Raw genomic sequence first — 18,700 nt, forward strand, 5'->3', positions numbered from 1 at the left:
CCGGGCTTCTGAGCCCATAACGTTCTGACCAGGACAAGGGATGAATAGCAGCCCCGCTCAGGCAGAGGAGAACGCGATGAGCAGCATTCAGTCAGCCCCGGCAGTCGTCGTCGGCGTCGACGGATCGAGGGCGGCAATACATGCGGCGCTGTGGGCCGTCGACGAGGCGATCAGCCGAGACATCCCGCTGCGCCTGGTCTACGTCATCGATCCGCTGCACGGGTCCGCGGAGGGCGGGCACAGCGTCGCGCGGGCGGCGCTGTTCGACGCCAGTCGGGCCGTCGACGCCACCGGAGAACCGGTCAAGATCGAAACCGAGGTGCTGTGGGGCCGCCCACTCACCAAGCTGATGGAGCAGTCGAGGACCGCGGCGATGATCTGTGTCGGCTCCATCGGACTCAATCACGCTTGTCGCGGCGAAGGTTCCGTGGCAGCCACCCTGGCCGGATCGGCCCTGTGCCCAGTCGCGGTGATTCACCGGCCGCCGGGGGCGCCGGCCAGCCCCCAGGTCAGCGGGGTTGTCGCGGAAGTGGACAATGGTGTGGTGCTGCGACACGCGTTCGAGGAGGCCAGGCTGCGGGGAGTTGCGCTGCACGCGATCTCCGCAGACGCCGCCGACGCCCACGACTCGGTTGCCGGAAACCGTTTGGCGCAAGCGCAACTCAGTCGCCGGCTGGCCCGCTGGACCCGGTTGTACCCGGACGTGCGGGTCGAGCCGGCCGTCATTCGGGAAAGCCTGTCCCGCTACCTGACCCGCATGGCGGACTCCGGCCGGCTTTTCGTCACCGACTCGCGCACAGCCAGTGACCTGTGTGGTGCGTACAGCACCGGTTGCTCGATGCTGACCGTACGTTGCGGCAACTTGTGAGAGTTGAGGAGGCGCGCCTTGGTGAAGGTCTTCTTGGTCGACGATCACGAGGTAGTGCGGCGTGGTCTGATCGACCTGCTGGGCGCCGACCCGGAACTCGACGTGGTCGGGGAGGCGGGCTCGGTTGCCGAGGCCATGGCCAGGATTCCCGCCGCGTGTCCGGATGTGGCGGTGCTCGACGTGCGGTTGCCCGACGGCAACGGCATCGAGTTGTGCCGAGATCTGTTGTCGCGCATGCCCGATCTGCGTTGCCTGATCCTGACGTCGTATACCTCCGACGAGGCGATGCTGGACGCGATCCTGGCCGGCGCCAGCGGGTATGTCGTAAAAGACATCAAGGGAATGGAATTGGCGCGCGCCGTCAAAGACGTGGGCGCCGGGCGATCCCTGCTGGACAATCGCGCGGCGGCCGCGCTGATGGCAAAACTGCGTGGGGCCACCGAAAAGCATGACCCGTTGTCCGGCCTCACCGACCAGGAACGGACGCTGCTGGGCCTACTCAGCGAGGGCCTGACCAACAAGCAGATCGCCGACCGGATGTTCCTGGCCGAAAAGACGGTGAAAAACTACGTGTCCCGGTTGCTGGCCAAACTGGGCATGGAGCGCCGGACCCAAGCCGCAGTATTCGCAACGGAATTGAAGCGCGCGCGGCCAGCCGATGGATGACGTGCCGCCCACGACGGACCAAGGCGATGGCGGGATGCGGCCGCTGCGCGACACGCTGTCCCAACTGCGTCTGCGCGAGCTTCTGGTCCAGGTACAGGACCGGGTCGGGCAGATCGTCGAGGGCCGTGACCGTCTCGACGGGTTGGTGGAAGCCATGCTGGTGGTTACGTCGGGGCTCGAACTCGACGCCACACTGCGCTCGATCGTGCACTCGGCGACCAATCTGGTCGACGCCCGGTACGGCGCTCTGGAAGTCCACGACCGGGACAACCGCGTGCTGCAGTTCGTCCACCAGGGCATCGACGAGCAAACCGTCCGTCGTATCGGCCACCTGCCCGAAGGTCTGGGTGTCATCGGCTTCCTCATCGATGAACCCAAACCACTACGCCTGGACGACCTTTCGCGGCATCCCGCTTCCATCGGGTTTCCACCGAACCACCCGCCTATGCGGACGTTCCTGGGCGTGCCGGTCCGGGTGCGCGAGGAATCGCTCGGCACGCTTTACCTGACCGACAAGACCACCGGCCAGCCGTTCAGCGACGACGACGAGGTGCTGGTCCAGGCCCTGGCCTCGGCCGCGGGCATCGCGATCGCGAATGCCCGGCTCTACCAGGAGGCCAAGGCGAGACAGTCCTGGATCGAGGCCACCCGCGACATCGCCACCGAGTTGCTGTCCGGCACCGAACCCGCGACCGTGTTCCGGCTGGTGGCCGAGGAGGCGCTGAAGCTGACCGGGGCGGACGTGGCCCTGGTCGCCATTCCGGACGAGAACCTGCCGGCGGCCGAGGTGCAGGAACTGCTGGTGATCGAGACGGCCGGCGGCGTTCCGGGTTTGGCTGTCGGGCAGACCATTCCAGTTACCGGTACCTCACTTGGCGATGTCTTCGTCAACGGAACCCCGCGACGCGTGGACCGCATCGACCTGGACGGCGTAGACGGTGCGGGCCCCGCCCTGCTATTGCCGTTGCGGGCCACTGACACCATCGCCGGCGTCGTGGTCGTGGTGCGCCAAGGCAGGCCGGGCTCGTTCACCGACGAACAACTCGAGATGATGGCCGCGTTCACCGACCAGGCCGCGGTGGCCTGGCAGTTGGCCACGTCGCTACGCGGGCTGCGCGAACTCGACGTGCTGACCGACCGCGACCGCATTGCGCGTGACCTGCACGACCACGTCATCCAGCGGCTCTTCGCAGTCGGCCTGTCGCTGCAGGGCACCGTTGGCCGGTCACGTGAACCCCAAGTGCAGCAGCGACTTTCCGAAGCCGTCGACGATCTTCAGGCGGTCATTCAGGAAATCCGGACGACCATCTTCGACCTGCACGGAGCCTCGCAGGGCGTAACCCGGTTGCGGCAACGGATCGACGAGGCGGTAGCCCAATTCGCCGGCTCGGGGTTGCGCACCACCGTCCAGTACGTCGGCCCGCTGTCGGTGGTCGACTGCACGTTGGCCGACCACGCCGAGGCGGTCGTTCGCGAGGCGGTGAGCAACGCCGCGCGGCACGCCGAGGCCACCACGCTGTCGGTCCGGGTCAAGGTCGAAGACGACCTGTGCATCGAGGTGAGCGACAACGGCCGCGGGATGCCCGACGAATACACCGGCAGCGGCCTGACGAACCTGTGGCGGCGTGCGCAGGAGGTTGGTGGTGAATTCACCATAGGGAGCACCCCCGCCTCGGGCGGAACGCTGCTGCGCTGGTCAGCCCCGCTGGTCCAGTAAGCTCGTCCACTCGACGACGCGGGAAAGCCTGCGCCGCGGCGTTGCCGGCAACGGATCGGCGTTGATCGGCGCCCAGCCCACGCGTAGCAGCATCTGCGGATAGCCGCTGGCGCCGAAGACGTCGGCGCGCACCGCCTCGCGCGTCTCGCGGATCTCCAGGGGCTCGGTGATGGGGCAGCATGCCAACCCCATCGACGTCGCGGTCAACAAGACGACGCTGGTTGCTTCGCCGGCCCGCAGCCGGGCCAGCCGGTCGTCCTTCTCGGTGCCGAGCGCCAGGATCGCCGCGCTGTCGTCGGCGGGGGAGATGCCCGACGGCTGAGCCAGACCGGCGCCGGCGAACACACGTCCGGGGATCGGCGCGCCGGCCTCCGGCGGCGGCGTGCTGCGGGCCGGGACCCCGGCGACCGCACCGTATCGCCCGCTCCACGCGGTGAGCTCGCGCATGTACTCGTCATCGGTCAGATGGTCGTGAATAGACTGCTTCACAATGACTCTCATCCTGTCCACGGCGTCGACCTGGCGGAGCATGACCCCGCTGCGAGCCGCCCGCGCGGCCATCTGGGCGATGTCTCCGCCGGGCACCGGCCACGAGCTGTAGGCGCGCCGGTCGGTCCGTCGGCGCGGAATCGCCGCCGCGAGCGCGACATCGGCCTGATCGGGTACGTGCGGCTGGACCTCGATCGTGGCCAGGTGGCGGGGGTTGTCGGGATCGGGCAGCCGACTGACCTTGGCCTGCCAGCCCATCGCCGCCAAAGCGACAACGCAATGATGTAGCGCGACACCACAACTGACGATCAGGTCCCGCCCGTCCGGGTCGGTGCTGTGCAGCTGCATGTCCGGTTCGGAGAACAGATCCAGGTTCGCGGCGCCCACCCGCCACCGCCACGGCTGCGTGTTGTGAATGGAGGGTGCGCGGGTGGCCAGCGTGAGCACTGTCCGGAGGGTCTCGGCGTCGGGGAATTGGGCGTTCATCGCTGCCTCTCTGGTCCGACAAGCCTCAACGATGGGGGTCATCGCTCCAGGATCGTCCGGTCGGGCCGGCCCCGGCAGGGCACGAAGCCCCCGGCGGCGAAGGACTTTCGGCCCTGCCCGACCCGCCATTACCAGGGGAAAGTGGTACTGCGGGTTGCAGATAAAACTCACGGAGGTGCGGGTCATGGACCACCTGACGACACTCGATGCCGGGTTCCTCAAGGCCGAAGACGCCGACCCGCGGGTCAGTCTGGCCATCGGTGGTCTCGCGGTCATCGAAGGACCGGCACCGCAACAGAGCGCGCTGGTGTCGGCATTCGCCGAGCGGATACGGGCCTGCCCACGGTTCGGTCAGCGGTTACGGCTGCACCCGTTCGACCTCGGCGCTCCCGAATGGGTGGACGACCCCGACTTCGACATCGATCGGCACGTGCGGCGCATTGCACTCCCGCACCCCGGTGACGAGCGTGAGCTCTACCGGGTGATCGCCGATGCGATGGCTCGGCGCCTGGACCGCGATCGGCCGCTATGGGAACTGTGGGTCATCGAGGGACTCACCGACGACCGGTGGGCGATGCTGACCAAGGTGCACCACTGCATGGCCGACGGAATCGCGGCCACGCACGTGCTCGCCGGGCTGTGCGACGACGGGATCAGCGACAGTTATGCGCACACCGTTCGGGCGGCCGACGAGCAAAAGAATCCGTTCAGCGCGCTGGGTCGCTTGTGGAAGGCGCCGACCGCCGTCGCAGCGGGCGTGGTGCGCGCGGCCCAGGGTGCCGGCCAGATAGCCGCCGGGCTGTTGAACCCTGCCCCCTCGCCACTGACCGGGCCGCTAAGCGATCTGCGTCGCTACAGCGGGGCCCGCGTCGCGCTGGCCGACATCGAGCAGGTCTGCCAGGCGTTCGACGTGACGATCAATGATGTTGCGTTGGCCGCGATTACCGAGAGCTACCGCAATGTCCTGGTGGAACGCGGCGAGCGGCCGCTGCCCGACTCACTGCGCACTTTGGTGCCGGTGTCGGTGCGGGGTGCCGATGCCTTCCGCAAGACCGACAACCGGGTGTCGGTGATGCTTCCGAATCTGCCGGTTGACGAAGAGGACCCGGTGCAGCGGCTACGGATCGTGCACGCGCGTTTGGGCCGGACGAAGGCGAGCGGCCAGCGGCAGGCCGGAAATGTGTTCGTGTCCTTGGCGAATCGCATTCCGTTCCCGTTGACCGCGTGGGCGGCCGGGTTCTTGATGCGGCTACCGCAGCACGGCGTGGTGACCGTGGCGACGAACGTGCCGGGACCGCGCCGTCCGCTGCGGGTGATGGGCCGGCGGGTGCTAGGGGTGTTCCCGGTGCCGCCACTCGCGATGCACCTGCGGACCGGCGTGGCGATGCTCAGCTACGCCGATGACCTGTTCTTCGGGATTCTCGCCGATTACGACGTCGTCTCCGACGCCGACCAGCTGGCCCGCGGCATCGAGGCCGCGGTAGCGCGGCTGGTGTCGATCAGCAAGCGGCGCAAGACAACTCGCACTCGCGGGCCACTATCCCTGGTGGTCTGATGGGTGCATGTTTCGTCGACTTCGACGCGCCCACGTGACTCATACCTAGTCTGGCTCTGGACCGAACCTGAACTCGCGGCCGGTGACTTCGGAGGGGGTCACCCGCACGTAGTGAATCTTCGGGGTCGCGGTCCACGGAATCACCTGGGCGCGATCGGCTTTCTCGATCTCGGCATCGGTGCGTAGCAGCCTTGCGCGACCCCTGACGATCACGCTCCACCCTTCGACGACGTTGTGGTCGTCGGCCTCGAAGACCACCGTGCTGTTCGCCACGGCAGAAAACAGCTTGGTGCCCTCCGCGGTCCGAAACAGCACGGTGCGGTCTTGTACGGCAAAGTTGACCGGGAAGATCTCTGGCTCGCCGGCAAACGTGGTCACCAGCCGACCCAGCGCAACGCCGCCCAGCCGGCTCCAGCTTTCGTCTTCGGACAGGACGGTAACGGGCTCATCGGCCATGGGTGCGACCTTTCTCGGATGTCTGACGAATCTCCAGCACGCTATCTAGCGGCCGCCGCGGTGTCGGGGCGGGGGGATCCTCCATCGGCGGCACGATGCCCACGCGGATCAAAGCTTGCGGTTCACCGTGCTGACCGATGAGGCCGCGCACGATGTCGCGACTGTCGCTCGACTCGATCAGATGGGTCAACACGCAAGTGGCCATGCCCACCATTGTGCATTCGAGCAAGACGGTCGACAGCACCTCGCCGCACCGCAGCACGTCCAGCCGCGTGTCCTCCGGTGTCGACAGCACAAGGATTTTCGACTCGTCTGCGGTGATCTCAGTGCGGCGATCCTGGTGGCCCCTGACCGGAAAGTCCCGGCCCACGTCCACCCGGAGGCGCTCGGTATCTGATGCCAGCGCGCTGGGCGGCACACCTTGCGCCAATGCGAATGGCGAAGTCCACCATTGTAGTTCGGCATGGTAGAACGAATCGTCGCGGCGCAGGGCTTCGGAGAGCTGCGACGCCTCCGCCAACCGTGGCCGCAGGTCGTCGGAAAGGACGTCGAGCGTCACCTCAGCGTCGTCGAATGTGCTGCGTAGCACGGGTTCGAAGCGGTGCCAGTAGGTGGGGGAATCGAACGGCAGCCGATCTGTTCGTCGGTGCAGGATCGCCTCGGCGCGGGCTTGCTGCGCCGCGGTGAGGTGGTCGATGGGGCCGAATTCGACGGTGGCCAAATGGTCGGGGTCATTCGGGTTGGGGAACCGGGTGATTCGCACCCGCGACTTCGCAGCCGTCATCGCGATACGAAAGTGGTCGAGCACGGCGCCACAACTCAGGATCGCCTCCCGACCCGAATGGTCTGTGGCGGGGACGGTTCGGCGGCGATCGACGAACAGATGCGCGATGCTTCTGTCCGGGGCGGATTCGACGACCCAACGCCAGGGTTGGCTGTTGTGCACGGACGGCGCCCGGCAGGCCAGCAGGACCGCGTTCTCGAGCACCTCTATGTCCACAGCACCGACGCTATGACGACTTGTCTTGGCCCAATAGGGCCATTGGTCCTCTCCGCCAAACCACCTGTGTCACTTTGCGTTCGCGCTTTCTCGACGTGTTGTCCGGCGGTGTCCAGGGTTCGGCACCAAAGTTGGGCCGCGTTGTGACACCATTTGTGCCATCGAGAGTCGGCAAGCGAAGGAGGCGGCCGTGGGATTGGGCGACGACGCCGACGAGGCACGAGCCAGACAAGAGGCTGAGTACGCAGCAGAACTCGCGCAACGTCGGCAAAACTGGGCCGCGGTAGACGGTTTGGTCAAAGAGTTCGTTGCCGAGGCCGTTGCGCGTAACACACGCAAGGCGCGCGGCGTCTTCATGAATCGCAGGTATTGGCAGGTGCGGTCGGCGGAATCCGAGGGGGACTACCTGGTGATTTGGCCGAACGGAAAATGGGAGCTCCGGCGCGATTCAGGTGCCGACAGTTACCAAAGTTTGGCGTGGTGGCGCGACCCGGACAAGGGCCCTCGGGGAGCCAATCCGGTCGATGGCCTCAGAGAAGGCGCCCTGCGGTTGCTCAATAGCTGTTAGCAAGCATCGACTTGCGTTTTCTCTGGCATCCTGAACGCATGAGTAAGGAAATCGATCGGGTCCGCGCCAAGAGTGCTCTCGAAGTGGTCAAGCAGAACCCCGGGATTGTGCTCTTCGCGCTGTCCCCGTTCATCGCGCTGGTGGCTGTCATCTGGGTGTTCGCCGGCACGACGTGGGGCATCGTGGCGACCCTGGCGCTGCTGCTCGCCGGCGGAGCGTTCATCGCCCTCAAGCGCTGACGCCCGGGCATGCGTTCGTGGTGGGGTTGGGGCACCGTCGAGGACGCGCTGTCCGAGGATGAGACGCGGGCTCTCGAGTCGCGGGTCGCCGCGTTGCTGCCGGGCCATGACCTGACAGATCACCGCCCGCCGGACCCGAGCCAGCTCGGGTTGGCGGCGCCGCGGATCACTCCGCCGCCGTCGCTGGCCAGTCTGTGCTCGGCGGACCCCGTGGATCGGGCCGGGCATGCGCGCGGCAAGGCTTTTCGCGACGTGGCGCGCAACCTGCAGGGCCACCTCGATCGCGTCCCCGACCTGATCATCCGGCCGCGCAGCGAACATGAAGTGGTCAACGTGCTCGACTGGTGTACGCGCGAGGGGATTCCCGCGATTCCCTACGGCGGCGGCAGCTCGGTGGTGGGCGGCGTCGAACCGCGCTTCGACGGGCCGGCGGTCACGGTGGACGTGTCCGTCATGAGCTCGGTGCTGGAGGTCGACCGGATCAGCCGGGCCGCGCGCATCCAGGCCGGTGCGCTCGGGCCGTGGATCGAGCAACAGTTGCGTGGGCATGGTCTGACGCTGCGCCACTTTCCGCAGTCGTTTGCCTTTTCCAGCCTCGGCGGGTGGCTGGCCACCCGCGCCGGCGGGCACTTCGCGACGCTGTACACCCATATCGATGACCTGACCGAGTCGCTGCGGGTGGTCACCCCGGCCGGGGTCGGCGAGTCACGGCGGCTGCCCGGATCCGGTGCCGGGCCGTCCTCGGACCGGTTGTTCCTGGGCTCCGAGGGCTCGCTCGGCATCATCACCGAGGCGTGGATGCGGTTGCAGGACCGGCCGCAGTGGCAGGTCACCGCCTCGGTGGCGTTCGACGACTGGGCCGCCGCGGTGGCCGCGACGCGAATGATCGCGCAGGCCGGCCTCTACCCGGCCAACTGCCGGCTCCTCGACCCGGCCGAGGCGTTCCTGAATGCCGGCACGCCGGTCGGCGGCGGGCTGCTGGTGCTCGCCTTCGAGTCGGCCGATCATCCGATCGACCCCTGGCTCGACCGCGCCATCGAGATCGCCACCGAACACGGCGGCACCGTCACCGCCCGACGTAGCCGCGAAAGCGACAGTCACACAACCGAAAACGATGCCTCAGCTACCTGGCGCTCGGCGTTCCTGCGGATGCCCTACCAGCGCGACGCCCTCGCTCGTCGCGGCGTCATCGCCGAGACCTTCGAAACCGCTTGCACCTGGGACGGATTCGACGCTCTGCACGCCGCGGTGACCGAGGCCGCCCGCACGGCGATCCAGCGGGTCTGCGGGGCGGGTGTGGTGACCTGCCGGTTCACCCACGTCTACCCCGACGGTCCGGCCCCGTACTACGGCATCTACGCAGCCGGACGCTGGGGCTCACTCGACGCGCAGTGGGACGAAATGAAAGCCGCAGTGTCCGAAGCGATCAGCACAACCGGCGGCACCATCACCCACCATCACGCCGTCGGCCGGGACCACCGTCCCTGGTATGACCGGCAGCGCCCGGACCCGTTCGGCGCGGCCTTGCGCGCGGCCAAGTCCGCGCTCGACCCGGCCGGCATTCTCAACCCCGGGGTGCTTGTCGACCCGTAAATGCTTGCGACCGCTTCGATGATCAGCCGTGCCCGATGCGTAACAGCTCGGCCAGGTTCGGCAGCTTGACCCGGGGACGCCCGTGCGGTTCGCCGGCCGCCCGCTCGAATTGGTCGATGATGTCCCAATGAGCCGACGTGACCAGCTTCGGCTGGCGTGAGGCCAGCCACTCGACCAGTTTGTCGGCATGGTCGTCGGGGAAATCCGCGAGCTCGCCCCCCTCTTGGGAGCCGGCCAGATCTGCCAGCAAGGTGTCGACGGTGTCCTGGGAGTCCTTTTTGTTGGTGCCGATTACGCCCGTCGGCCCGCGTTTGATCCACCCGACGACGTATTCGTTGCGGCTGCCCGCCACCCGGCCGTCGGTGTGCGGAATGGTCGCGCTCTTGTCGTCGAACGGCAGCCCCGGGGTGGGCAGGCCGCGGTAGCCGACCGACCGCACCACCAACTGAACCGGCAGTTCCTCGCGCTCGCCGGTGTCCCTGGCCGATGTCCGCCCGCTTTCGTCGGTGACCAGCTCGTTGCGGCCGAGCACGATCGCCTCTACCCTGCCGTCGCCCTTGATCTCGATCGGTGACGTCAGGAACCGGAACACCATCCGCCGGTGTCCCGGGCGGAGTTCGCGACCCACATAGCCGCGCAGTGCGGCGATGTTCTGCTTGGTGACCTTGCCCACCGCGGCGGCGTCCTCGTCGGTGATGCCCTCCAGCTCGGCGGCATCGACCACCACGTCGACCCCTTCGAGGTCGGCGAGCTCGCGCAACTCGAGCGTGGTGAACGCGGCTTGCAGCGGCCCACGGCGCCCGACGATCACCACTTCCTCCACACCGCGCGGCCGCAGTGAGTCCAAAGCGTGGTCGGCGATATCGGTGGCGGCCAGCGCATCCGGGTCGGTGATCAGGATGCGCGCGACGTCGAGTGCGACGTTGCCGTTGCCGATCACGACCGCCCGGGCGCCCGACAGGTCCGGTGCCATCTCGTGGAAGTTCGGGTGCGCGTTGTACCAGCCGACGAAATCTACTGCGGCGACGCTGCCGGGCAGGTCCTCACCGGGAATGTTCAGCGCGCGGTCGGACTGCGCCCCCACGGCGTAGATGACCGCGTCGTACTGCTCGGCGAGCTCGGCGGACTCGACGTGATCGCCCACGATCACGTTGCCGAAGAAGCGGAACCGGGGATCGGCGGCGGTCTTTTCGAACTGCTTGCTGATCGACTTGATCTTGGGATGGTCGGGCGCCACGCCCGAGCGCACCAGCCCCCACGGCGTCGGCAGCATCTCCAGCATGTCGACGGCGACATCGATCTCCTCGGACGCGTCGGCCGCTTTCAGCAAAGATGCCGCTGCGAAGAAACCCGACGGCCCGGAGCCGACGATCGCGACATGGTATGGACGCATACTCAACCTTCTGTTGGTGCCCGGCTGCGGCGCAAAGGGGCTGGGGAAGGGGCTGGGCCGCAGTCGCGCGGTGCACACGATTGTCAATTGATGCTAAACGCTCTGCTGCTGGTCGCGGTGTGGAGAGGGGCGCCGGTAACGTGGGCGGCTGTGGAACCCGACCGTCAAGCCGACATTGCCGCCCTCGACTCCACCCTGACCACGGTGGAAAGGGTGCTCGATGTGGACGGTCTGCGCCGCCGCATCGAGAAACTGGAAGTTGAGGCATCCGATCCCAAACTGTGGGACGACCAGACCCGCGCACAGAAAGTCACGAGTGAGCTATCCCACACGCAGGGGGAGCTACGCCGGGTCGAGGAACTGCGGCAGCGCCTCGACGACCTGCCAGTGCTCTACGAGCTCGCCGCCGAGGAGGAAGGCGCGACGGCCGCCGACGCGCTGGCCGAAGCCGACGCCGAACTCAAGTCGTTACGCGCCGACATCGAGGCCACCGAAGTGCGCACGTTGCTGTCTGGCGAGTACGACGAGCGTGAGGCGCTGCTGACGAGCCGCTCCGGCGCCGGCGGGGTGGACGCCGCCGACTGGGCCGAGAGGCTGATGCGGATGTACATCCGCTGGGCCGAACAGCACAAGTACGGCGTCGAAGTGTTCGATACCTCATACGCCGAAGAGGCCGGCATCAAGAGCGCCACCTTCGCCGTGCACGCGCCGTTCGCCTACGGCACGCTGTCCGTCGAACAGGGCACTCACCGGCTGGTGCGGATCAGCCCGTTCGACAATCAGAGCCGGCGGCAGACGTCGTTCGCCGAAGTCGAGGTGCTGCCTGTGGTGGAGACCACAGACCACATCGACATACCCGAGGGCGATGTGCGGGTAGACGTGTACCGCTCGAGTGGGCCGGGCGGCCAGTCGGTGAACACCACAGACTCCGCGGTTCGGCTCACCCACATACCGACCGGTATCGTGGTCACTTGCCAGAACGAGAAGTCGCAGCTTCAGAACAAGGTCGCCGCGATGCGCGTTCTTCAGGCAAAGTTGTTGGAGCGCAAGCGCTTAGAAGAGCGTGCAGAGCTCGACGCATTGAAAGGGGACGGCGGCAGCTCCTGGGGTAACCAGATGCGGTCCTACGTGCTGCATCCGTACCAAATGGTCAAGGATTTGCGAACCGAATACGAGGTCGGCAATCCGGCCGCCGTCCTGGACGGAGACATCGACGGATTCCTGGAAGCGGGGATCCGCTGGCGAAACCGGAAAGATGACAACTGACACAACTGTTAATGCAATAGCCATCGCCGCAGCGACCAACCACTGGCATCAATACTGGAACGCATTCTGGCAAGAGCATGCCGCCCAGCAGGGTCTGCGGATCGTCATATTGCTGATCGGGGCGGTACTGGCGGCACGATTCGTGAGCTGGGTGGCGCAGCGGGTGAGCGAGCGCCTTTACGCCGGCTTCGCCGAAAGCGACGCGTTGGTGCCGTCGGAGGCGACCAAGCACCGTCAGCTGCTCGCGTCGGTGATCCGCTGGGTGTCGGTCGTGATCATCGCCATCGTCGTCATGATGCAGATCAGCGACATCGTGCGGTTACCGGTCGGCGGCCTGATAGCGCCGGCCACCGTGATAGGCGCCGCACTGGGTTTCGGTGCTCAGCAACTGGTCAAGGACCTGCTCTCCGGCTTTTTCATCATCCTCGAGAAGCAGTACGGCTTCGGTGATCTAGTCGCGCTGACCGTTTCGGGGGTTGCCGACGAGGCGCGCGGCACCGTCGAGAATGTGACGTTGCGGGTGACCAGACTGCGTTCCGCCGATGGCGAGGTTTTCACCATTCCCAACGGCCAGATCGTCAAGGCGGCCAACCTCTCCAAGGACTGGGCGCGGGCGGTGCTGGACATCCCGGTGTCGACCACCGCCGACCTCAACCGGGTCAACGAGGTATTGCACAAGGAGTGTGAGAACGCCCGCGACGACAAGGTGCTGGGGGAGTTGCTGTTGGACGCGCCCACCGTGATGGGTGTTGAAAGTATCGAAGTCGACACCGTCACCCTGCGCCTGGTGGCCCGCACGCTGCCGGGCAAGCAGTTCGAGGCGGGCCGGCGACTGCGTTTTCTGGTGGTCCAGGCACTCGAGCGCGCCGGCATCCTGACCGCTGCCGACGCGACGTTGGGCTTGGTCGGCGATGCTTCGGTTCCTGCCGCAGAAAAGGAGGAAAGCGCGCGGTCAGGGACCGACAAGAAGATCCACGGCTCGGTGTAACGCTTGATGAAACTCACATTCAATCTCTTCGAGAAACCCGCTGAGGACGAGAACAAGCGCTGGCCACGCTATGTGTTCGGCGGACGGTTCCGCACGTCGACGCTGGCGCTCATCATGGCGTTCTGCGCGCTGCAGTGGGTCCAGGCGACATCGGCGAAGACGACTCCGCCCCAACCGCCGCCACCGCCGGGCTACACCACCGACAACAAGGGTGGCAACGGGAGCTACATCCCCGACCCCAACTCCGACTACACCGTGGTGCCGCGCACCCGAGTGCAGCCGCCATCCCCGACCACTACGCCGCCGACCGTGCCGCCTACCACTACTACTACGACGACCACACCGCCGTTCGTGCTGCCGACGCTGCCGTGCATACCGCCGTTCTGCAACCCCAACACCACGCCCAATCCGCCGAGTCCGGGGCCGGCTCAGCAACCCCCGCCGGGGCCGGGTCCGGTGCCCACTTCGGCCCCACCCGCCCGTTGATCGTCGCGAGCCGGCGAAAATCACCGCTACACTGGCGTGCCGTGATGATCACGCTGGACCATGTCAGCAAGCAGTACAAGTCGTCCGCGCGTCCGGCGTTGGATGACATCAACGTCAAGATCGACAAGGGTGAGTTCGTATTCCTGATCGGCCCGTCGGGCTCGGGCAAGTCGACGTTCATGCGCCTGCTGCTCGCCGCGGAGACGCCGACAACCGGTGACGTCCGGGTCTCGAAGTTCCATGTGAACAAGTTGCGCGGTCGCCACATACCGCGGCTGCGCCAGGTGATCGGCTGCGTCTTCCAGGACTTCCGCTTGCTGCAGCAAAAGACGGTGTTCGACAACGTCGCCTTCGCGCTGGAGGTGATCGGCCGGCGCGCCGACACGATCAACCGCGTGGTGCCTGACGTATTGGAGACGGTTGGCCTGTCCGGTAAAGCCAGCCGGTTGCCAAACGAGCTGTCCGGTGGCGAGCAACAGCGGGTCGCGATCGCGCGTGCATTCGTCAACCGGCCGCTGGTACTGCTGGCCGACGAGCCCACCGGCAACCTCGACCCCGATACCAGTCAGGACATCATGGATTTGTTGGAACGCATCAACCGCACCGGGACGACGGTGCTGATGGCGACGCACGACCACCACATCGTCGACTCGATGCGCCAGCGTGTGGTCGAACTTTCACTGGGCAGGCTGGTTCGTGACGAGCAGCGCGGCGTGTACGGGATGGATCGTTAAGTGCGCTTCGGCTTCCTGCTCAACGAGGTCCTGACCGGCCTTCGTCGCAACGTCACCATGACGATCGCGATGATCCTGACGACCGCGATCTCGGTCGGCTTGTTCGGCGGCGGTCTGCTGGTCGTCCAATTGGCGCATCACTCGCGGGAGATCTACCTCGACCGGGTCGAGACGCAGGTCTTCCTCAACGAGGACATCTCCGCCAACGACCCGGACTGCACAAGCGACCCGTGCAAGGCGGTGCGGGAAAAGATCGATGCCCGGACCAAGGACGTCAAGTCGGTCCACTTCATCAACCAGCAACAGGCCTACGACGACGCCATCCGTAAGATCCCGGAGTTCAACGGGGTGGCCGGCCGCGACTCGTTCCCGGCGTCGTTCATCGTCAAGCTGTACAACCCCGAACAGCACACGGAATTCGATGACGCCATGCGGAGCCAACCCGGGGTGCGCGGCGTCCTGAACCAGAAAGACCTGATCGACCGGTTGTTCGCCATCCTGGACGGTTTGAGCAACGTCGCGTTCGCGGTCGCGCTGGTGCAGGCCGTCGGGGCGATCCTGCTGATCGCCAACATGGTGCAGGTAGCGGCCTACACGCGGCGCACGGAGATCGGGATCATGCGTCTGGTGGGCGCCAGCCGATGGTACACGCAGCTGCCGTTCCTGGTGGAGGCGATGCTGGCGGCGGCGATCGGCGTGGGCATCGCCATCCTCGGTTTGGTCGCGGTGCGGGCGTTGTTCCTGGAAAACGCGCTGAGCCAGTTCTACAAAGCCAACCTGATCGCCAAGGTCGACTACGCCGACATCCTTTACATCTCGCCCTGGCTGTTCGTGCTGGGTGTGGCGATGGCCGCGTTGACGGCGTATGTGACCTTGCGCATATACCTGCGGCGGTAGTCGTGGCCAAAGATCCGTCCGGCAAACGCGCCGGCAAACAGATCATCGCCAGCAACCGCAAGGCCCGGCACGACTACTCGATCCTGGACGTGTACGAGGCCGGGGTGGCGCTGCAGGGCACCGAGGTGAAGAGCCTGCGGGAGGGGCACGCGTCGCTGGTCGACGCCTTTGCGACCGTCGACGACGGCGAAGTGTGGCTGCGCAACCTGCACATTCCGGAGTATCAGCATGGCAGCTGGACCAATCATGATCCGCGCCGTAGCCGCAAGCTGCTGCTGCACCGCCACCAGATCGACACCCTGATCGGCAAGATCCGCGACGGCAACCTCGCACTGGTGCCGTTGTCGCTGTATTTCTTCGAGGGGAAGGTCAAGGTCGAGCTCGCGTTGGCGCGCGGGAAGCGGGCCTATGACAAACGCCAGGACATGGCCCGCCGTGACGCCCAGCGCGAGGTGGTCCGGGAGTTGGGCCGCCGAGCCAAGGGGATGTGACCCGGGGAAGAATCTGGCGGCCTACTATCCGAGCATGGCCGACCGACCGATCACAAAGCTCGACAAGTCCGACGTCCTGTCCGGCCTGTTTGCCGTGTGGGACGACATCGATGCACTGCTGGACGGGCGGCCCGAGACGGACTGGCAGGCGCCGAGCGCGTTGCCCGCGTGGGACGTGAAGGCGGTGGTTTCCCACATCATCGGGACGGAGTCATTTCTGAGCGGTATCGCGCCACCGCAACCAGACGTCGACGTCAAGGCGTTGGAGCACGTGCGCAACGACATCGGAGCGTTGAACGAGTGCTGGGTTCGCCATCTCAGCGGGGAATCGGGTGCCGAGGTGCTCGAGCGCTTCCGCTCGGTGACCAAGGTCCGACGCGAGGCCTTGCCGGCCATGTCCGATGACGACTGGAACGGGCAGACAGTGACGCCGGTGGGCCCCGAGAGTTACGGGCGGTTCATGCGGGTGCGGGTCTTCGACTGCTGGATGCACGGGCAAGACATCCGGGTGGGGTTAAAGCGCCCCTCGTCCGACGCCGAGATCGACGGGCCTGCGTTGCGGCTGTCCCTCGACGAGATCACCACCAGCATGGGCTTCGTGGTTGGCAAACGCGGCAAGGCGCCCGACGGGTCACGCGTCCTATTCGACCTGACCGGTCCGATGGCCCGCAGCATCCGCGTGAGCGTCGATGCTCGGGCTCAGGTCGTCGACGACTTCGGCGGCCAAGAGCCGACGGCGACCATCCGGATGGACGCGCTGCAGTTCACCAGGCTGGCCGGCGGCCGCCCGATGTGCCCGGCGCGGGCCCAGGACGTCGAACTCGAGGGTGACAAGGACGTCGCGGCCCGGATCGTCGAGAATCTGAATTTCGTGATCTGATCACCGCGGTGGTGGGGGGATGCCGGCGCGGATTCTGCCGACCTCGGCACGGGCGAAGCGCACCCGATCGGTGTCGGCGCCGCGGGCGGCGGCCAATTCATCGGCGAGGCTGTACACGGCGTTGAGGACGTAGCGGGCCTGTCTGCGTTCCCGACGGTTACGGCCAGCCTTGCGAAAGGTCTTGCGGGCCTTGCGGTTACCGGCCGCCGCCTCGAGTTCGGCCGGAGTGATCGCGTGGCGGGCCTGCTCGGGGGTCATGACGGCGCGCACGAATTCCCGTTCCCGCTTTGCGGTCAACCGGTAGACGCCCACGCCGATGGCGAGGGCCGTGACGATCACCCCGACGAGCAGTCCGATCAGCAGCAGCGCGTGCGCGCCGGCGATGCTGGCCACCGAGTCCCACGTCCCGTGCAACAGCATCGCCGTCGCCACCAGCAACAGACCCCGCCCGATCCTGCGCGGTTCGGCGGGCCGGCCTAACAGATAGACCAATCCGGCGCAGAAGACCGCGCTGTAAAGGATGTGCGCGGCAACGCCGCTGACCATTCGTATGACGATGGTGCCGATCGACGCCCCGATTTGATTTGCACCGAACTCGCTGCCGGCCGACGTCATCGCATAGAGGATGTCCTCGACGATCTGGAATCCCAGACCGATGAACGCACCCAGGATGAGGCCGTCGAACGCGGTGCGCACCTGCCGGGGCGCCAGCGCGATGAGCAGCAGCAATCCCGCACCTTTGGCCCATTCTTCGGTGAAGGGGGCCGCCAGCCCGGCGCCCCAGTTCAGCGCCCAGGCCTGCCCGAAGACCTTCGCATAAAGTGCCAGGATAGCGCTGTTCGCATTCGCTGCCATCGCCCCGGTGGCGGCGAACCCGCCCCACAGAAAGGCGGCGACCATGAGCTTGGCGGGGAGTTTGGCGTAGTGGTCGATGTGCTGCGTAAACCACCAGAACAGCGCCGCGTAGATGCCGAAGGATGTCACCGCCAACCCGATCGCCGGGCCGTAGGCGTCGAACTGGCTGGCCAGGATGGTTAAGAAGATCAGGATTCCGATCCCGACCAGCATCAGATATCCCCAGAACGCAAGGTTGCGTGGCTGGTAGAAGACGAACCGTCGGCCCCAGCCGGAAAGGTCGAGCGCGTCGTCGCGGGCGCGGTCGAGGTCGTCGAGCGTCGTCATCACCGCTGCCCCTCTCCGGCACGGTTGATGCTGCGGACCATCCGGATTACTCCGGCCGCTTCCTGTTCGCTGATGTCGGTCGGTCCGGTGGCGACGGCTTCCACTCCGCGACCGTCGAAGACGAATGCGACGAGCACGCCGCCGGAGTGCGGTCCGCTGACGCGCGCTACCGCACCCTGGCGGCCGTGATCGGTGACGATCGTCTTCTGCGCTCCGGTCACGCGGACGCCGCGACCGCGATTGAGGGCCTCGGAGGTCGCCTCGATCTGGTCGAGCAGTTTGTGAGCGTCGCCCTCGAACAGGCCCGTGTGAACCCGGAATCGCAGGGCTCCGTGTTCGACAACCGCGGTCGGGGGGTACGCACCGGACAACGGCGCATCGCCGGCGCGGACCCCGGATGTGATACCCCATCCGGCCTCCGGCACGAATGTCACCTCGCCTTCGAGCTGCATAACGTCGCCCGCTTTGACGATGTCGTGATAGGGCACCGCCGCGTTAACGAGCGGCAACACCACCGACATCGCGATGGCCAGCGCGAACACCACCAACGTCGGTGCGATGGTGCGCCGATCCAGGCCGAGGAATCGCACATCGGCCGGCACCCAGCCCTCTGGTTCGAGCCGCGACGCCGAGATCGGCGGGGAGTTATCGGTTTCGGGATCCGGCATGTTGACCAACCTCCGCTGCGGCAACATCTGAGTGGCGCCGGAATAGAGACTAACGGCGAGGAGGCGTATCCGAATGGC

20 protein-coding genes are annotated in these 18,700 nt (G+C 66.5%); 14 read left to right on the top strand and 6 right to left on the bottom strand.

What is annotated here, in order from left to right:
- The first annotated feature begins 76 nt into the window (after nucleotides 1-76).
- The 3 genes from VML93_RS06205 to VML93_RS06215 are packed head-to-tail and all read left to right on the top strand — an operon-like array spanning nucleotide 77 to nucleotide 3,251.
- Nucleotides 77-868 (top strand): universal stress protein, encoded by a 792-nt coding sequence (locus VML93_RS06205; protein WP_325608739.1) that lies wholly within the window; start codon nucleotides 77-79, stop codon nucleotides 866-868.
- Nucleotides 869-886: 18 nt separating this feature from the next.
- The gene (gene dosR / locus VML93_RS06210; RefSeq protein ID WP_325608741.1) at nucleotides 887-1,534 is read left to right on the top strand and encodes a hypoxia response regulator transcription factor DosR/DevR; all 648 of its coding nucleotides are present in this window, start codon (nucleotides 887-889) and stop codon (nucleotides 1,532-1,534) included.
- Nucleotides 1,527-3,251 carry a GAF domain-containing sensor histidine kinase gene (locus tag VML93_RS06215; protein ID WP_325608743.1) on the top strand — a complete coding sequence of 575 codons (1,725 nt, stop codon included), beginning with the start codon at nucleotides 1,527-1,529 and terminating at the stop codon, nucleotides 3,249-3,251. Before dosR ends, VML93_RS06215 begins: the two co-directional genes overlap by 8 nt.
- Here the strand turns inward: VML93_RS06215 and VML93_RS06220 are convergent.
- Complete coding sequence (locus tag VML93_RS06220) at nucleotides 3,231-4,226, bottom strand: Acg family FMN-binding oxidoreductase (RefSeq protein ID WP_325608845.1); 996 nt, start codon at nucleotides 4,224-4,226, stop codon at nucleotides 3,231-3,233. The two genes, VML93_RS06215 and VML93_RS06220, sit on opposite strands and share 21 nt — an antisense overlap.
- A gap of 184 nt (nucleotides 4,227-4,410) precedes the next feature.
- Here VML93_RS06220 and VML93_RS06225 point away from each other — a divergent pair, with 184 nt between their 5' ends.
- Complete coding sequence (locus tag VML93_RS06225) at nucleotides 4,411-5,781, top strand: wax ester/triacylglycerol synthase family O-acyltransferase (protein ID WP_325608745.1); 1,371 nt, start codon at nucleotides 4,411-4,413, stop codon at nucleotides 5,779-5,781.
- Nucleotides 5,782-5,826: 45 nt separating this feature from the next.
- On the opposite strand, the gene VML93_RS06230 is transcribed toward VML93_RS06225, so the two are convergent.
- A complete protein-coding gene (locus tag VML93_RS06230) occupies nucleotides 5,827-6,237 on the bottom strand; it encodes a pyridoxamine 5'-phosphate oxidase family protein (protein ID WP_325608747.1) in 411 nt (136 codons plus the stop codon).
- Nucleotides 6,227-7,225, bottom strand: a complete 999-nt coding sequence (locus VML93_RS06235) for an Acg family FMN-binding oxidoreductase (protein WP_325608847.1) — start codon at nucleotides 7,223-7,225, stop codon at nucleotides 6,227-6,229. The genes VML93_RS06230 and VML93_RS06235 overlap by 11 nt, the downstream gene beginning before the upstream one ends.
- A 202-nt stretch (nucleotides 7,226-7,427) precedes the next feature.
- Between VML93_RS06235 and VML93_RS06240 the strand changes: the two genes are divergently transcribed.
- Genes VML93_RS06240 through VML93_RS06250 form a run of 3 tightly spaced genes read left to right on the top strand, consistent with a single transcriptional unit; the run spans nucleotide 7,428 to nucleotide 9,637 of the window.
- Nucleotides 7,428-7,805, top strand: coding sequence for a hypothetical protein (locus VML93_RS06240; RefSeq protein ID WP_325608749.1), 378 nt, complete (start codon nucleotides 7,428-7,430; stop codon nucleotides 7,803-7,805).
- A gap of 38 nt (nucleotides 7,806-7,843) precedes the next feature.
- Nucleotides 7,844-8,044, top strand: a complete 201-nt coding sequence (locus VML93_RS06245) for a hypothetical protein (protein ID WP_325608751.1) — start codon at nucleotides 7,844-7,846, stop codon at nucleotides 8,042-8,044.
- 9 nt (nucleotides 8,045-8,053) lie between these two features.
- Nucleotides 8,054-9,637 (top strand): FAD-binding oxidoreductase, encoded by a 1,584-nt coding sequence (locus tag VML93_RS06250; RefSeq protein ID WP_325608753.1) that lies wholly within the window; start codon nucleotides 8,054-8,056, stop codon nucleotides 9,635-9,637.
- A gap of 22 nt (nucleotides 9,638-9,659) precedes the next feature.
- Here VML93_RS06250 and VML93_RS06255 read toward each other — a convergent pair whose 3' ends face one another.
- Entirely contained in the window at nucleotides 9,660-11,030 is a 1,371-nt protein-coding gene (locus VML93_RS06255; RefSeq protein ID WP_325608755.1) for an FAD-dependent oxidoreductase, read from the bottom strand.
- Nucleotides 11,031-11,180: 150 nt separating this feature from the next.
- On the opposite strand from VML93_RS06255, the gene prfB reads away from it, so the two are divergent.
- Genes prfB through VML93_RS06290 form a run of 7 tightly spaced genes read left to right on the top strand, consistent with a single transcriptional unit; the run spans nucleotide 11,181 to nucleotide 16,772 of the window.
- Nucleotides 11,181-12,296 carry a peptide chain release factor 2 gene (prfB, locus tag VML93_RS06260; RefSeq protein ID WP_325608848.1) on the top strand — a complete coding sequence of 372 codons (1,116 nt, stop codon included), beginning with the start codon at nucleotides 11,181-11,183 and terminating at the stop codon, nucleotides 12,294-12,296.
- A complete protein-coding gene (locus VML93_RS06265) occupies nucleotides 12,286-13,284 on the top strand; it encodes a mechanosensitive ion channel family protein (protein WP_325608757.1) in 999 nt (332 codons plus the stop codon). Before prfB ends, VML93_RS06265 begins: the two co-directional genes overlap by 11 nt.
- Nucleotides 13,285-13,290: 6 nt before the next feature.
- Nucleotides 13,291-13,770 carry a hypothetical protein gene (locus tag VML93_RS06270; RefSeq protein WP_325608759.1) on the top strand — a complete coding sequence of 160 codons (480 nt, stop codon included), beginning with the start codon at nucleotides 13,291-13,293 and terminating at the stop codon, nucleotides 13,768-13,770.
- A gap of 44 nt (nucleotides 13,771-13,814) precedes the next feature.
- Nucleotides 13,815-14,504, top strand: a complete 690-nt coding sequence (gene ftsE / locus VML93_RS06275; protein WP_325608850.1) for a cell division ATP-binding protein FtsE — start codon at nucleotides 13,815-13,817, stop codon at nucleotides 14,502-14,504.
- Nucleotides 14,505-15,401, top strand: a complete 897-nt coding sequence (gene ftsX / locus VML93_RS06280; RefSeq protein WP_325608761.1) for a permease-like cell division protein FtsX — start codon at nucleotides 14,505-14,507, stop codon at nucleotides 15,399-15,401.
- Between the two features lie 2 nt (nucleotides 15,402-15,403).
- Nucleotides 15,404-15,892, top strand: a complete 489-nt coding sequence (gene smpB / locus VML93_RS06285) for an SsrA-binding protein SmpB (protein WP_325608763.1) — start codon at nucleotides 15,404-15,406, stop codon at nucleotides 15,890-15,892.
- A gap of 34 nt (nucleotides 15,893-15,926) precedes the next feature.
- Nucleotides 15,927-16,772, top strand: coding sequence for a maleylpyruvate isomerase family mycothiol-dependent enzyme (locus VML93_RS06290; protein ID WP_325608765.1), 846 nt, complete (start codon nucleotides 15,927-15,929; stop codon nucleotides 16,770-16,772).
- Here VML93_RS06290 and VML93_RS06295 read toward each other — a convergent pair whose 3' ends face one another.
- Together VML93_RS06295 and VML93_RS06300 are read right to left on the bottom strand one after the other, a co-directional pair.
- Nucleotides 16,773-17,954, bottom strand: coding sequence for a PrsW family intramembrane metalloprotease (locus VML93_RS06295; RefSeq protein WP_325608767.1), 1,182 nt, complete (start codon nucleotides 17,952-17,954; stop codon nucleotides 16,773-16,775).
- The gene (locus VML93_RS06300) at nucleotides 17,954-18,622 is read right to left on the bottom strand and encodes a hypothetical protein (protein ID WP_325608769.1); all 669 of its coding nucleotides are present in this window, start codon (nucleotides 18,620-18,622) and stop codon (nucleotides 17,954-17,956) included. The genes VML93_RS06295 and VML93_RS06300 overlap by 1 nt, the downstream gene beginning before the upstream one ends.
- Nucleotides 18,623-18,700: the final 78 nt, after the last annotated feature.

Origin of the sequence: Mycobacterium sp., assembly GCF_035499775.1 — a bacterium.
Taxonomy (GTDB): domain Bacteria; phylum Actinomycetota; class Actinomycetes; order Mycobacteriales; family Mycobacteriaceae; genus Mycobacterium.